A 14,633-nucleotide genomic window follows, 5' to 3' on the forward strand; every position below is an offset into this window, starting at 1 on the left:
CGGGGCCGCCGGGCCCCGGCGCGGGGCGTTCCGGCGGCCCGTGGGCACCTCGGCGGCCCGCCCGTGACGCGTGGTGGCGGAACGCGGGTCCCGGGCCGCCCGCGCCCCCCGGGGGCGCCCCGCCCGGGCGGACGCGCCATGCGAGGGCCTGTGGGTGGGTGTAGTAATGGTTCATGGCCGCCCGACACGGCCGTCCGCGCCTGGTTCCCCGCATACGAACTGTCGCCGGGCAGGTCTTCCTCGTGCAGTTGGCGATCGTGGTGCTGCTCGTCGCGACCGCGCTCGTGGCATTGGTGTTCCAGACCCACCGGGACGCCGAGCAGGAGGCGCGCAACCGTTCCCTCGCGGTGGCGACCACCTTCGCCAGCTCCCCCGGCATGGAGGCCGCGCTGAAGGGCCCCGACCCCGCCGCCGTCCTCCAGCCGAAGGCGCTGGAGGCGACCCGGCGCTCCGGCATCGGCTTCCTGGTCGTGGTCAGCCCCGAGGGCGTCCGCTACACCCACCCCGACCCCTCCTACATCGGCGGCCGCTTCGTCGGCGGGCTCGAAGAGGCGCTCGCCGGGGAGGTCGTCACCGAGAAGTCCCACGGAGAGGTCGGCGAACTGGTCCAGGTCGTCGTGCCGGTCTACGGGGCGGGCGGCGGCACCATCGGGGCCGTGTCCACCGGAATGGCCGTGTCCCAGGTCCGCAGCGCGATCGAGTCCCAGTTCCCGCTGCTGTTCGGGGTCACCGCGGGGGTCCTGCTGCTCGCCGCGGGCGGCACCGCGCTGGTCACCCGGCGTCTCCGCCACCAGACCAGGGGCCTGGAACCCGCCGAGATCACCCGGATGTACGAGCACCACGACGCGGTGCTGCACGCGGTGCGCGAAGGCGTCCTCATCGTCTCGGACGACAAACGGCTGCTGCTCGCCAACGACGAGGCCCGGCGGCTGCTGGACCTGCCGTCCGACGTGGAGGGCCGTCCCGTCGCCGGGCTGGGGCTGGACCCGCGCACCACCCAGCTGCTGGAGTCCGGCCGCCCCGCCAGCGACGAGGTGTACATGGTCGGCGACCGTCTGCTGGCGGTGAACCAGCGGCCCACCGACCAGTACGGCGGGCCCCCCGGAACCGTGGCGACCCTCCGCGACACCACCGATCTGCGGGCCCTCACCGGCCGCGCCGACCTCGCCCGGGGCAGGCTGCGGCTGCTCTACGACGCGGGCATGCGGGTCGGCACCACCCTCGACATGGTCCGCACCTGCGAGGAACTCGCCGACTTCGCCGCCGCCGACTTCGCGGACTTCGTCTCCGTCGACCTGGTCACCACCGTCCTGCGGGGAGAGGAACCCGAGGCGACGGCCATCGGCCGGGAGATGCGCCGGGTGGCGCTCGCCGGAGGGCCCACCGACGCCGCCCTCTTCCCGGTCGGCCACACCATCCAGTTCGTCGGCACCACCCCGCTGGGCACCGTGCTCACCGAGGGCACCGCCGTCCTCGACCCCGACCTCGGCGCCTACGCGGGCTGGCAGGAACAGGCCCCCGAACGGGCCCGTGAGGTGGTCGCCGCGGGGCTCACCTCGATGATCGCCGTCCCGCTGCGGGCCCGGGGGGTCGTCCTCGGCGTCGCCATCTTCTGGCGCACCGGGGAGCGCGACCCCTTCGACGAGGAGGACCGGTCCCTCGCGGAGGAACTGGTCGCCCGGGCCGCCGTCAGCGTGGACAACGCCCGCCGCTACGCGCGCGAGCACACCATGGCCGTCACCCTCCAGCGCAGTCTGCTCCCGCACGGGCTGCCCGAGCAGAACGCCCTCGTCGCGGCCATGCGCTACCTGCCCGCGCAGGCCGGTCTCGGCGGGGTCGGCGGCGACTGGTTCGACATCATCCCGCTGCCCGGCGGCCGGGTCGCCCTCGTCGTGGGGGACGTCGTCGGCCACGGGCTGCACGCCGCCGCCACCATGGGACGGCTGCGCACCGCCGTCCACAACTTCTCCACCCTCGACCTGCCGCCCGACGAACTGCTGTGGCACCTGGACGAACTCGTCGCCCGGCTCGACCACGACGCCGCCGACGCCCCCGGAGCCGGCTCCGGTCCCCGGGTCACCGGGGCGACCTGCGTCTACGTCATCTACGACCCGGTCACCGGGCACTGCTCCATGGCCCGCGCCGGGCACCTCCAGCCCGCGCTGCTGCTGCCCGACGGCACCGCCCGCTTCGCCGACGTGCCCGGCGGACCCCCGCTCGGCCTCGGCGGACTGCCCTTCGAGACCCTGGAACTCCAGCTTCCCGAGGGCACCCGGCTCGTCCTGTTCACCGACGGGCTCGTCGAGGACCGGGCCCGCGACATCGACGAGGGCCTGGAACTGCTGCGCACCACCCTGGAGGCCAACACCCACCGCACCGTCGACGGGCTCTGCGAGGCCACCCTCGACGCCCTGGTGCCCGACACCCCCTCCGACGACATCGCGCTCCTCGTCGGACGCACCCGGATCCTCGGCCCGGACCGGGTGGCCGAGTGCGAGGTGCCCTCCGACCCGGCGGCCGTCGCCGAGGTCCGGGCCTTCGTGGACCGCGCCCTCGCCGACTGGGGGCTGACGGACGAGGCGTTCACCGCCGAACTCATCCTCAGCGAACTGGTCACCAACTCCATCCGCTACGCCAGCGGGCCCATCCACGTCCGGGTCATCCGGGACCGCTCGCTGATCTGCGAGGTGTCCGACCGCAGCAGCACCGCGCCCCATCTGCGCCGGGCCGCCACCACCGACGAGGGGGGCCGGGGCCTGTTCCTCGTCTCCCAGGTCGCCGATCGCTGGGGCACCCGCTACACCGCGGGCGGCAAGGTCATCTGGACCGAGCAGACCCTCTCCTGACGGACCGGCCGGCCCCCGCCGCCCCATCCGGCAGCCGTGTTCGCGCAGGTGTACGCCCTTTCCCTCGATCGTGTTGACCGGATGGCGCGCACGGGCGACCCGGACACGGAGAACCGTCACAGGGGCTGCGCGGCGCCCCGGGAAGCGCTCTAATGACCGTTGTGGTGAGCGAGGGCGTGTCAGAACAGGGCATGACGGTCACGGGGGCCGCGACGACACCACGGGCGTCACGCACCACGGTCGTCCCGGGTGCGCAGGCCCCCGTGGGCGGCACGGACACCCTGTGCGCCGAACGCGCCCTGGAGGCCCTGCCCGGCCGTCAGGAACCCCTCAGCCGACTGCGGTCCGTCATCGAACAGGTCCTCGTCTTCACGGGCGCCACCCTCGCCGCCGTCTACACCCCCGACCCCACCGGCACCACCCTCACCCTCGTCGAGAGCGCGGGCGTCCCCCGGGTCCTGTACGGACTGCGCGACCACTACCCGGTCGCGGGCGACTCCCCGATGGCCGCCGCCCGCCGCGCGGGCGCCCCCCGATGGCTCACCGCCGACTCCCTCGACGGACTCCGCGACGCCTGCCGGGCCGGGGCCGGGGGCACCGTCGTGGCCGCCCTGCCGCTCGGCGACGGACCCGGCGGCCCCGGCTGTCTGCTCGCCGTCACCGACCGCCCCGGCGGCTTCGGTCCCGCCGACCGGGACGTCCTCACCCTGCTCACCGCCGCCCTCGGCCGCGCCGTCCCCACCCCGGCCCGCCCCTGCGCGCCGCCCGGGCCGGTCCGCGACGCCGGGACCTTCGGACTCGCCATGGACACCGGACGCCTCGACGCCGACGAGCGGCTCCTCGCCCTCTTCGGGGTGACCGGCGCCGAGTTCGACGGCCGGGTCGAGACCCTGCTCGCGCTCACCGTCCCCGAGGACCTGCCCACCCTGATGTCCGTGGTCGAGGCCGACCACCTGGCGATCGGGGACCGCGAACTCGACTTCCGGGTGCGACGCCCCGCCGGGGAACCGCGCTGGCTGCGGCTGCGCGGCCAGGTCGTGGACGACGACGGCGGCCGCGCCCGGTTGATCGGCACCGTCACCGACGCCGAGGCCCGGTGCTCCGGCACCTCCGACGCCGCCCGGGTGCAGCGCCTGGCCGCCGTCCTCGCGAACACCGCGACCGTCCGCGAGACCGGCCGGGCCGTCGCCGCCGGACTGCGCGGCCCCCTCGACGCCGACCGGGTCGTCCTCGCCGAACTGGAGGGCGAACGCCTCGTCGTCACCGCCCTCGACCCGGCCGACCCCGAGGTCTGGCCCGGCAACTGGCGCGCCGAGTGGTACTCCGAATGGCCGGACGCCCCGGTGCGGGTCCTGCCCACCCTCGCCGGGGTCCTCCGCGACGGCCGTCCCGCCTTCGTGGAGCCGCGCGCCCCCGTCGAACCCCACCTCGCGGAGATCGGCCCCGGCGGCCTCGCCGTGCTCCCGCTGCCCGCCCAGGGCCGCACCGCCGGGTTCTGCCTCGTCGGCTGGGACGCCCCCCACCGCTTCGGCCCCGACGAACGCGCCTTCCTCACCGCCGCCGCCGCACTCGCCGGACAGGCCCTCGCCCGGGTCCGCGCCGCCGACGCCGAACACGAACTGGTCGGCACCCTCCAGCGGTCGCTGCTGCCCCGCAGGCTCCCCGACATCCCCGGCGGCCGGGCCGTCGCCCGCTATCTGCCGACCATCGCCGGACTGGAGGTCGGCGGCGACTGGTACGACGTGATCCCGCTCCCCGACGACCACGTCGCCCTCGTCATCGGTGACGTCCAGGGCCACAACGCCGGGGCGGCGACCCTCATGGGCCAGATGCGCACCGCCCTGCGGGCCTACGCCATCGAGGGCCATCCCCCGGAGGTCGTGGTCTCCCACGCCAACCGGCTGCTCCTCGGCATGGAGACCGACCTCTTCGCGACCTGCTGCTACGTGGACGTCGCCATGGACACCGGCGCGGCGCAGTGCGTCAGCGCCGGTCATCTGCCGCCCGTGCTGCGGCTGCCGGACGGGGCCACCGAGACCCTCGGGGCGGAGGCCGGTCCACCGCTGGGCGTGCTGTCCGGGGCCGACTACCCGAGGACCCCGCTGCGGCTGCGGCCCGGCACCCTCCTCGCCCTCACCACCGACGGACTGGTGGAGTCCGCCACCTGCGACATGGACGCCGGGGTGGCCCGGCTGCGCGCCGCGCTCGCCGAGTCCGACCCCGCCCACCTCGGACTGGTCGCGGACGCCCTCCTCGACGACGCCAACCGCAACGACGACGTCGCCCTGCTGCTGATGCGCTACGACGGGATGGGCGGCCACCCCGCCCACGGACCCTGACCCGCCCGATCCGGCCCGTCCTGCCCGACCCGCCCGTCCTCCTCGATCAGCCCCCGCCCCATCCGCCCCACCCGACCCGACGTCACCACCGGGTCCGTCACCGGCTTCACGACCGGCCTACGACCGGGTCCCACCCGGGTCCGCCGCCGGTTCCACGAGCGGAGGAGCGGGCGCCCGGCTCAGCGCGAGGGCTCGCCGTCGGGGGCCGTCACCCGGCCGAACCAGCGCTCGGTCTCCCCGGCGTCGAGCACCCGCTCCAGCACCAGGTCCCCCGGCATCTCGGGGAAGAACCGCCCGGCGGGCCAGCCGCGCGCGTACGGAGGGGGGTCCAGCACCAGCAGCCGCGCCCCGTCCACCTCGGGGATGTCCGAGGGCGTCCCCTCGTTCCACACCTCCCCGCCGTCGGGCGCCGTCAGCCGGAACGTCCCCGCCGTGGGGACCTGCCCCGGGACGTTCCGGCACACGGCGACCGCCTCGGCGGTGGGCACCTCACCGGGCACGTGCCCGCCCCCCGCCAGCTCGGCGGCGAGCAGGGTGTGCAGCTGGAAGTTGTCGGCTATCCCCGTCATCCGCAGCCGGTACCCGGTGCGGGTCGGGCGGTGCAGCACCACCAGCGGCTGGTCGTCCAGGACCCGCAGGGCGTAGTCCAGACAGGTCAGCAGCCCCTCCGCCGCCGCCGCGATCCGCCCGACCTCCACCAGCAGCGCCGCCCGGTCCGCCACCGCGCCCCGCGCGGTCCGGTGGTGGAGCACCGCGAGCGCGGCGGTCTCCCAGCGCGGCAGGTTCCACCAGGCCGTCGCCACCTCCCCGCCCACCCGGGCGGCCACCCCCGTGTGCGGGCTGCCCCCGTCGGGCAGCGGCAGCTCGCCGCCCCCGGCCCCGCGCCAGCGCTCCGGGAAGCGCGCCGCGACGGTCAGGGCCTCCCGCACCGCCGTCAGCAGCGCGGGGGCGCACCCCACCGGGTCGGCGCCCCGGGCCACGCACTCCCCGACGGCCAGCGCCACCTCGGCGCGGTCCGGGGCCGCCACCTCGGGCAGCAGGGCCGCGAGCCGTACCGAGGCGGTGGTCAGCTCGGTCCGCGAGGCCCGCTCGAAACGCCGGTGGAGCAGCCCGAGCGCCTCCCGTGGCGCCCGGGGGTCCCCACTCCGCGCGGCTGCCTCCAACCGGGCCACGGCGCCGGTGAACAGGGCTCTGCGGAAGATCATGCCCGCACGATAACCGGAAGGTCCGTCAATCGGACCCGGTCGGTCGCGATCGGCGCGGCCCGACCGCCGCGCGCCCGCCGGAGGCCGCCCGGACCGGCCGTCGGGAGGACAGGGCGGCGCCCGTCGGTCACGATGACGGAGGGCGCGCCGCCCCTCCCGGACGGCCCGGGCGACCCTGCTGGTCAACGGGCCCGGACGACGACGGGTGACGACGGGAACACATGCGCGCGGGCTCGCCGGGAGCCGCGCGGGAACGGGAGCGGACGTGGCGGGTGTGACGGGTGCCGATCTGTTGGTGGACGCCTTCGGACGGGTGCGCGAGGAGGTGGCCGCCGTCGTCGGCGGACTCGGCCCCGAGGAGCTGACCGCCCGGGTCGATCCGGGGGCCAACTCCATCGCCTGGCTGGTCTGGCACCTCACCCGGGTCCAGGACGACCACGTCTCGGCGGCAGCGGGCGTGGCGCAGGAGTGGACCGAGGGGGACTGGGTCACCCGCTTCGACCTGCCCTACGCCCGGCTGGCCACCGGGTACGGGCACTCGGACCGCCAGGTGGGCCGGATGCGGGTGTCCTCCGGCGCGCTGCTGACGGACTATCACCGAGCGGTATGGGAAAGGACGGTGGCGTTCGTCCGGGACCTCGACGGCACCGACCTGGAACGGATCGTGGACGAACGCTGGACCCCCGCTGTCACCCTCGGCGTCCGGCTGGTGAGCGTGGTCGGGGAGGGCTTCCAGCACGTCGGGCAGGCCGCGTTCGTCCGGGGCGTGCTGGAGCGGACGGGGACGTAGAGGTCCGCCGGACGGAGAGCCGGTCCGTTGACCTCAAGTCCGATCGAGGTCGTAACGTCCCGTCACGTAGACGTCCGTCCACGACGGGAGTGGGAATCGTGATCCTCGTGACCGGGGCCACCGGGAACATCGGCGGCGCCCTGCTGGAACAACTCCGTGCGGAGGGCGCCGGACCGCTCAGGGGCCTCACCCGTGACCCGGCGAAGGCATCCCTCCCACCGGGGGCCGAGGCCGTCGGGGGAGACCTGTCCCGGCCCGCCTCGCTCGGACCCGCGCTCGACGGGGCGCGTTCCCTCTTCCTCGTGCCGGGCCTGGGAGCCGACGCCGGGGTCGTGGACGCCGCCCGCCGCGCCGGTGTCGAGCGGGTGGTGCTGGTGTCGTCGCTCACCGCGCGGAGCCATCCGCACCTGGGCCCGGCGGCCGCCAACCTCGCCGTGGAACGGCTGGTCAAGACGAGCGGCATGGCGTGGACGGTGCTGCGGCCGACGCAGTTCGCCTCCAACGCCCTGTGGTGGGCGGAGGAACTGCGCGCCCGGCGGGCGGTCCGGGTGCCCTACCCGGACGTCGGGCTGCCCGCCGTCCACCCGGCGGACATCGCGGCGGTCGCCCGCGCGGCGCTGACCGGAACCGGCCACACGGGACGGACCTATCCGCTGACCGGTCCCGAGCCGGTCACCCCCCGCCGTCAACTGGAGCTGATCGGAGCGGCGGTGGGGCGCGAGATGCCGTTCACCCGGGTCGGCGTGACCGAGGCCCAACGTGACCTGGCCGCGCTCCTGGGCGACGAGGCCGCGTCGGCGGTCCTCGACCTCACGGGCAGGGACGTCAACGAGGAACTGCTGACCGTGCGCGACACCGTCACCCGGGTCACCGGAGCCCCGGCCCGGACCTTCGCGCGGTGGGCCGGGGAACACGCCCACGCCTTTCGCTGACGACCCCGGCGCCCCGTGGCGCGCGAGGCCGGACCGGAGCGGTGCTCTCCCGGGCCACCAGCCGGACGGGGGGAAGCGGCCGACCGCCGCGCCCGGCCTCCGTCGGCCCCAACTCCCTTGTAACAACTGGGCTTCAGGGGAGTCGATGCGCCTGCGGGGCGGGGGGAGCCCGGGAGTAGGGTGCGCTGGTCGTGGCCCCCGATCGCGGGGGCGTCAACCGTCGTGGAGGCTTCATGAAGAGGAAAACCCGTGCGCGACAGCGCTCGGGCGTCCTGGTGGCGGGCGCGGCCGTGGGGTTCGCCCTCGTCGTGGCCCCGGCCGTCGCGCACAACCCGGTCTGGTCGGTGACCTGTTCGGACGTCACGGTCGAGCTGACGGACTACGCCGACGGCGAGGGCGCCGTCAACACGGTGACCGTCACCGCCGACGGCGAGGACCTGCTGCCCGCCAAGAAGTTCGGCAAGTCCTTCTCGGAGCGGCTGGAACTCCCCGAGCACGGAACGGAGATCGAGGTCCGGCTGATCGTCAGGGCGGGTGACGGGAAGGAGTTCGACGTGGACGAGACCAAGACCGCGCCGGTCTGCCCGTCCTCCTCCCCGAGCCCCTCGGACGGTCCCGAACCCTCGGAATCCGGTGTGCCGTCCGGCAGCGCGACCCCCTCCGAGGCGCCGACGCCCACCCTGTCGGCCGGGCCCTCGGACCCGGAGACCACGGCCCCGCCGTCCTCCGCGACCCCGACGAAGCCCGAGCCCTCCCGGACCACGGCCACCGCCGCGCCCGCGCCCGGCACCTCGGCGCCGGACGAGGACCTGGCCGAGACCGGCGGCTCCAGCGCCACCCCGGTGATCGCCGGTGCGGCGGCGCTGGTCCTGCTGGCCGGTGCGGGCATCCTGTTCGCCGTCCGCAAGCGCCGTTCCGCCAAGGACTGATCTCCGCCGGGGACCGCCCAGGACTGATCTCCGCCCGGGCCGATCCGTCCGGGCCGATCCTCCCGGGACGCCCCCGGCACCCCGCCGCCCCGTCGACCCGTCCGGTCGGCGGGGCGGCGGCGCGTTCCGTCCCGGGCCGGAGCGGGGCCCGCCACGAACCGGCGCGCCGGTCGTTTGACCGGGCACACCGACCGACCGAACCGGGAGAGCAACCAGTGAAGTTCCGTCACCTCACCCTGGCCGTCACCACCGGCGCCCTGATGGCCTGCGGCGCGGCGGGCGCCCACGCGGCCGACGGCGGCCCCCGCGTCACCACCTCAGCCAACGACACGGGACGCTTCGTCGACCTGCGCAAGGAGACGGCGAACCTGACCCGGGACATGGACCGCAAGGCGACCGCCCCGGTGGCCATGGCCCAGTACCTGCTCAAGGCCCGGAAGGCCCGCTGAGGAACGGACGGCGTCACCGGCCGGTCCCCCCGCCGGTGACACCGTCCGCCGCTGCCCGCTGCCCGCTGCCCGCTGCCCGCTGCCCGTTTCCGGGTGCGTCCGGTGCGCGGCGGGCACCGGGCCCGTCATCCCCCGGCGTCGCTCAGCGGGCGGCGGTGCGACAGCCGGGCCTAGGCTGGTGGGGCCCGGGGCGGGCGGTGGACGGGCTCGGACGGCGACGGGGGCAGGAGGCGACGCCATGCCGCGTCCCGTGTGGTCGGGGGCCATCACCTTCGGGCTGGTCACCATCCCCGTGAAGGTGGTCGCCGCGACCGAGTCCCGCGCTCTCGCCTTCCACCAGTACCACCGGGCCGACATGGCCCGGGTCCGGGTCCGCAAGGTCTGCGCCCTCGACGGCGAGACCCTCTCCCCCGACGAGATCGGACGGGCCTTCGAGACCCCCGAGGGCACCATGGTCGAGATCACCGACGAGGAACTCGACGCCATCCCGCTGCCCACCGCCAAGGCCATCGAGATCGCCGGGTTCGTCCCCGCCGAGAGCATCGACCCCCTGCGGGTGGGGGAGGGGTACTACCTGGAGAGCGGCGGCCAGGTGGCGGCCAAGCCGTACGTGCTGCTGCGCCGGGCCCTGGAACGCAACGCGCGGGTCGCCCTCGCCACCTTCGCCTGGCACGGCCGGGAACGCCTCGGACTGCTGCGGGTGAAGGACGACGTCCTGGTGCTGCACGCCATGCGCTGGCCGGACGAGATCCGCTCCGCCGAGGAGCTCGCGCCCACCGGGGTCAGCGTCGACGAACGGGAGGTCGAGGCGGCCGTCGCCCTGGTCGACGCCCTGCCCGACACCGGTCCCGACTCCTTCACGGACGAGTACCGCGAGGCCCTGGAACGGGTCGTCACCGCCAAGGCCGACGGGGGGACGCCCGCCCCGGCCGAGCCCGCCGGGGAGTCCGGGGGCGAGGTGCTGGACCTGATGTCCGCCCTGCGGCAGTCCCTGGAGCGCACCGGCGCCGCCACCGACCGGGCACCGGAGGGCGACGCCACCGTGCACCCCCTGCCGAGCCGCTCCGGCCGGAGCGGCGGGAAGCGGCGCCGGGCCGCCGGTTCCTGACCGGAGCCGCCGCCGTTCCCGGGCCGGAACCGGAGCCGCCGCCGTTGCCCGTTCGGGCGTCCCGCACCGGTCGGCGCGAGACGCCCGAACGGCGGTATTCCGGGCGGCTCACGGGGCCGTCACGACGGTTCGGCGCCTATCGTCGGTTATCCGTTGCGGATACGCGCGGAGCCGTCCGACGCCCCGCGAACGCGCCCTCCCCGGCCGTCCGGGGCCCGGGACGGCCCGGGACCGGTGGCGCGTCGGACGCCCGCCGAACCCAGGTCAGGAGGCCGGTGCTCATGGTGAAGCGCGGGTGGCGGAACAGCATGGCCGGGGAGCTGTCGGCCGAGTTCGCCGGGACGCTCATCCTCATCCTGTTCGGCTGCGGAGTGGTCGCCCAGGTCGTCGCGGCGGGCATCGGCGACCACGACAGCATCGCGTGGGCCTGGGGCCTCGGCGTCACCCTCGGGATCTACGTCGCGGCCCGCCTCAGCGGCGCCCACCTCAACCCCGCCGTCACCCTGGCGCTCGCCGCCTTCAAGGGCTTCGAATGGCGCAAGGTCCTGCCGTACGCGGCGGCCCAGACGGCGGGCGCGTTCGTCGCCGCGCTGCTCGTCCGCTGGAACTACAGCGAGGTCCTCGCCCAGGCCGACCCCGGGCACACCCTCAAGACCCAGGTGGTCTTCTCGACGCTGCCGGGCAACGGGTCGCTGCCCATCAGCGAACTGGGCGCGCTGCGGGACCAGATCATCGGCACGGCGATCCTGCTCTTCGTGATCTTCGCGGTCACCGATCTGCTCAACACCCCGCCGGGCGCCAACCTGGGCGCGTTGGTCATCGGTCTGCTGGTGGTCGCCATCGGCATGGCCTGGGGCACCGACGCGGGGTACGCGATCAACCCGGCCCGGGACCTCGGCCCCCGGCTGGCCAGTTTCCTCACCGGATACGGCGACGCCTGGCGGGACCAGTACGGCAACCTCTACTTCTGGGTGCCGATCGTGGGGCCGCTGATCGGCGGGGTGCTGGGCGCCTGGCTCTACCGGGTCCTCGTCGGACGCTTCCTGCCCGACGCGGAGGCCGAACCCCAGGAACCGGGCCAGGTCCCCGCGGCGGAGGGTCCAGGCTGACCGTCCGGACCCGCCGGTTCCCCACGGAGGCCACCGGCCCTCAGACGAAGGGGAACTGGGCCTCCGGCACGCCGTCGAAGCAGTGCCGGGCGTGCTCGCGCATCCGGCGCCCGTACACCGGGTGCCCGATCAGACCCGAGTAGGTCTCGAAGGCGAAGCCGAGCAGGCCCGCGGTGTCCGCCGCGTAGACGTCGAAGCCCGGGTACATCAGGCTCACACAGGGCAGGTCGTCGAAGTCGAGTGCCAAAGGGGGTGTCTGATGATTCCCCGTGGCGTCGCGGCGCCCGGCACGCACGCTCGCCGCGTTGCCGAAAAGCCCTAGTAGCTCCGCTACGAGGACTCTCCGGCGCCTTGCGATCGCACGCACCGGACACCGCTCCTCACTCCACGGGGAATTATCAGACACCCCCAGCACCGGGTACTCGCCCCGTCCGTCCGGCTCGGCGACGGCGAGGAATCGGCGGGAGTCCGAGCCGCCCGGGAGCAGGAAGCACTCGGGGAACCGCTCCGCGAAGAGCGCGAACTCCGGCTCCCACGCCCCGCCGTACTCGTCGCCCACCAGCTCGGGGAGCGTACGCGGGGCGAAGCCGCCGTCCTCGTCGAACCAGTCGTGCCGGGCGAACAGGCTGGTGTCGTACGCCAGCCAGGCCCGCAGGCTCGGCGACAGCGGTCGGCCCGACGGGAAGCGCGCCCCGGCCAGCCGTTCCTCCGCCAGGGGCGCGGGCACCCCGTCGGTGACCCACGGCACCGACCGGTACTCCAGCGCCGAGGCGCCCGGATCCCGTCGCACCGTCCCGATGACCCGTTCCGTCAGCGCCGTGCCGTGCGCGGCGCCCTCCGCTGCGTCAGTTCGCACGCGTCGCACGGTAGCCGCCGCCACTGACACGGCGGTCCGCGCGTCAGACCTCCGGGGCGCGGTCGAGGATCAGATCGCCCGCCCGCTGGAGGACCTCCAGCCGGGTGCGGCCCCGGTGGTCGGCGGCCAGCGCGTGACGGCCGACCACCAGGCAGAAGGCGAGCAGGCTGCGGGCCTCCACCTCGTCGGGATCGGCGCAGAAGGTGCCGATCAGCTCGCGCAGCAGCTCCATCCGCCGGTTGTCGACGCGGCGCAGCCGGTCCGCGACGGACGGATCGCGGCGCGCCCAGTCGCGGACCGCGAGGTCCACCGGGAGCAGCCTGTCGGAGAAGGTGAGCAGCCCCGCGCGCTGGGCCCTGGTCCGGGGGTCGCCGCCCTCGCGCTCGACCTGGTCGACCACCTCGTCGGTGCTCTCCCGCTCCCAGGCGTCCAGCATCGCCGTCAGCAGCGCGTCCCGGTCCGCGAAGTACCCGTAGAAACCGCCCTTGGTGACGCCGAGCCGTTTGGCGAGCGCTTCGACGCGGACGGCGTCCGGGCCGCCCTCCGCGAGGGCCCGCAGGCCCTCCTCCACCCAGCGGTCGCGTGGTGTGCGAGCTGCGCCCACGATGTGTCCCACCTCACTCGGGGCGTCGATATACGGCACCGTATATCGCGCCTAGGCTTGTCTTGTACGCCAGCGTATAAGAGAGAGGCGACAGCGGTCATGAAGCTTCCCCGGACGGCTCACACCGAACGGCCGTGGCGCGTCCACGCCCTCGCCGACGACTTCCGGGTCGAGGACGTGTGGGCCTTCCGCACCCCCGGCGCCGGTCCCGGCGACTTCCCCGTGATGCTCGCCGCGATGCGCGCCGACGACTTCGCCCGGCAGTCGCCCCCGGTCCGCTTCCTCTTCGCGGTGCGCTGGAAGCTGGGCGCGCTGCTCGGCTGGGACCGGCCCGGCGCGGGCCTCGGGGGCCGGGTCCGTCCGCTGGCCGACCGGCTCCCCGACGACCTGCGGGCCACGGCGGCCGGAGCGGAACCCGGTGGCGGTCCGTTCACCCCCGTCTACGACCTGCCCGACGAGTCCCTCCGGGAACTCGCCAACGGGACCTGTCACGGTCTGCTGCACCTGGGCTGGGCCCCCGCGCGGGACCGCGACGGGGAGTACGAACTGCGGATGGCGGTCCTCGTCAAGCCCAACGGGCGGCTGGGGGAGCTGTACATGGCCCTCATCGCGCCCTTCCGGTACCTGGTCGTCTATCCGGCGCTGACCCGCAAGTGGGAGCGCGCCTGGCGCGAGCGGCGCCCCGCCGGACCCGTCGCCGGAGCCGTCTGATCCACCGCCCGGCCGCTGCCGGTACCCACCGGATACGATCCGCCCGTGTCCGACACCACCGCCTGGCCGACCGCCGCCCCCGTCCGCACCGCCCGCCTCCTGCTGGAACCGCTGCAGCCCGGGCACGCCCCGGAGGCCGTGTCGCTCTTCGACGACGTACGGCTCCACGAGTGGACCGGCGGCAGCCCGTGCACCCTGGAGGAACTGGAGGCCAAGTACCGGCGGCAGTCCGCCGGACGGTCCCCGGACGGCACCCAGGGCTGGCTGAACTGGATGGTCCGGCGCCTCGCGGACGGACGGCTCGTCGGCACCGTCCAGGCCACCCTCTCCCGCCCGGACGGCGGCGGCACCGAGGCCGCCCTGGCCTGGGTGATCGGGAGCGACCACCAGGGCGAGGGGTACGGGCGGGAGGCGGCGCTGGCCATGGCCGACTGGCTGCGCGGGCGGGGCGCGGACGTCCTCACCGCGCACATCCACCCGGGGCACGGGGCGTCGGCGGGCATCGCCCGGGCGCTCGGACTGGCCGCGACGGACCGGACGTCGGACGGCGAGGTCGTCTGGCGGGACGACACCGGCCGCTGAGCGGACGCCCCCGCCCGCCCCGGGCTCGCTCCCGTCGGCCCGGTACCGGCGGAGAGCCTAGGCTGGAGCCCCGCCGGGACGCGTCCGCGCGGGCGCGGCGAGCGGCATCCCCGGTCCACCGGGGGCACCCGGCGCCGCCGGTGCCGGGCCCGGCGGCCCGGGACGGTGGTGCC

Annotated in this window: 13 protein-coding genes; 10 read left to right on the top strand and 3 right to left on the bottom strand. The window is 75.4% G+C overall.

The window, feature by feature from the left end; genetic code table 11:
* Positions 1 to 173 precede the first annotated feature (173 nt).
* Both ACVWNX_RS31525 and ACVWNX_RS31530 read left to right on the top strand, forming a co-directional pair.
* The gene (locus ACVWNX_RS31525) at positions 174 to 2,846 is read left to right on the top strand and encodes a SpoIIE family protein phosphatase (RefSeq protein ID WP_454411596.1); all 2,673 of its coding nucleotides are present in this window, start codon (positions 174 to 176) and stop codon (positions 2,844 to 2,846) included.
* Between the two features lie 152 nt (positions 2,847 to 2,998).
* Entirely contained in the window at positions 2,999 to 5,185 is a 2,187-nt protein-coding gene (locus ACVWNX_RS31530) for a SpoIIE family protein phosphatase (RefSeq protein ID WP_454411597.1), read from the top strand.
* Positions 5,186 to 5,364: 179 nt separating this feature from the next.
* Here the strand turns inward: ACVWNX_RS31530 and ACVWNX_RS31535 are convergent, their stop codons facing one another.
* Positions 5,365 to 6,390 (bottom strand): hypothetical protein, encoded by a 1,026-nt coding sequence (locus ACVWNX_RS31535; protein WP_454411598.1) that lies wholly within the window; start codon positions 6,388 to 6,390, stop codon positions 5,365 to 5,367.
* A gap of 274 nt (positions 6,391 to 6,664) precedes the next feature.
* Between ACVWNX_RS31535 and ACVWNX_RS31540 the strand changes: the two genes are divergently transcribed.
* The 6 genes from ACVWNX_RS31540 (at position 6,665) to ACVWNX_RS31565 (ending at position 11,707) form a co-directional block, all read left to right on the top strand.
* Positions 6,665 to 7,180 (top strand): mycothiol transferase, encoded by a 516-nt coding sequence (locus ACVWNX_RS31540; protein ID WP_454415016.1) that lies wholly within the window; start codon positions 6,665 to 6,667, stop codon positions 7,178 to 7,180.
* A gap of 98 nt (positions 7,181 to 7,278) precedes the next feature.
* Positions 7,279 to 8,112 carry an SDR family oxidoreductase gene (locus ACVWNX_RS31545; protein WP_454411599.1) on the top strand — a complete coding sequence of 278 codons (834 nt, stop codon included), beginning with the start codon at positions 7,279 to 7,281 and terminating at the stop codon, positions 8,110 to 8,112.
* A gap of 233 nt (positions 8,113 to 8,345) precedes the next feature.
* Positions 8,346 to 9,041 (top strand): LAETG motif-containing sortase-dependent surface protein, encoded by a 696-nt coding sequence (locus ACVWNX_RS31550; RefSeq protein ID WP_454411600.1) that lies wholly within the window; start codon positions 8,346 to 8,348, stop codon positions 9,039 to 9,041.
* 215 nt (positions 9,042 to 9,256) lie between these two features.
* The gene (locus tag ACVWNX_RS31555; RefSeq protein ID WP_454411601.1) at positions 9,257 to 9,490 is read left to right on the top strand and encodes a hypothetical protein; all 234 of its coding nucleotides are present in this window, start codon (positions 9,257 to 9,259) and stop codon (positions 9,488 to 9,490) included.
* A gap of 238 nt (positions 9,491 to 9,728) precedes the next feature.
* Entirely contained in the window at positions 9,729 to 10,598 is an 870-nt protein-coding gene (ku, locus tag ACVWNX_RS31560) for a non-homologous end joining protein Ku (RefSeq protein ID WP_454411602.1), read from the top strand.
* Positions 10,599 to 10,879: 281 nt separating this feature from the next.
* On the top strand, positions 10,880 to 11,707 hold the full coding sequence (locus ACVWNX_RS31565) for an MIP/aquaporin family protein (RefSeq protein WP_454411603.1): 828 nt from the start codon (positions 10,880 to 10,882) through the stop codon (positions 11,705 to 11,707).
* Positions 11,708 to 11,747: 40 nt separating this feature from the next.
* Here ACVWNX_RS31565 and ACVWNX_RS31570 read toward each other — a convergent pair whose 3' ends face one another.
* Positions 11,748 to 12,563: a hypothetical protein gene (locus ACVWNX_RS31570; RefSeq protein WP_454411604.1), complete on the bottom strand. Its 816-nt coding sequence runs from the start codon at positions 12,561 to 12,563 to the stop codon at positions 11,748 to 11,750.
* Between the two features lie 43 nt (positions 12,564 to 12,606).
* Positions 12,607 to 13,167, bottom strand: a complete 561-nt coding sequence (locus tag ACVWNX_RS31575) for a TetR/AcrR family transcriptional regulator (protein WP_454411605.1) — start codon at positions 13,165 to 13,167, stop codon at positions 12,607 to 12,609.
* Between the two features lie 99 nt (positions 13,168 to 13,266).
* On the opposite strand from ACVWNX_RS31575, the gene ACVWNX_RS31580 reads away from it, so the two are divergent.
* Together ACVWNX_RS31580 and ACVWNX_RS31585 are read left to right on the top strand one after the other, a co-directional pair.
* Complete coding sequence (locus tag ACVWNX_RS31580; RefSeq protein WP_454411606.1) at positions 13,267 to 13,878, top strand: DUF2867 domain-containing protein; 612 nt, start codon at positions 13,267 to 13,269, stop codon at positions 13,876 to 13,878.
* 45 nt (positions 13,879 to 13,923) lie between these two features.
* On the top strand, positions 13,924 to 14,460 hold the full coding sequence (locus tag ACVWNX_RS31585) for a GNAT family N-acetyltransferase (protein WP_454411607.1): 537 nt from the start codon (positions 13,924 to 13,926) through the stop codon (positions 14,458 to 14,460).
* Positions 14,461 to 14,633: the final 173 nt, after the last annotated feature.

It is taken from the genome of Streptomyces sp. JNUCC 64 (assembly GCF_054484115.1).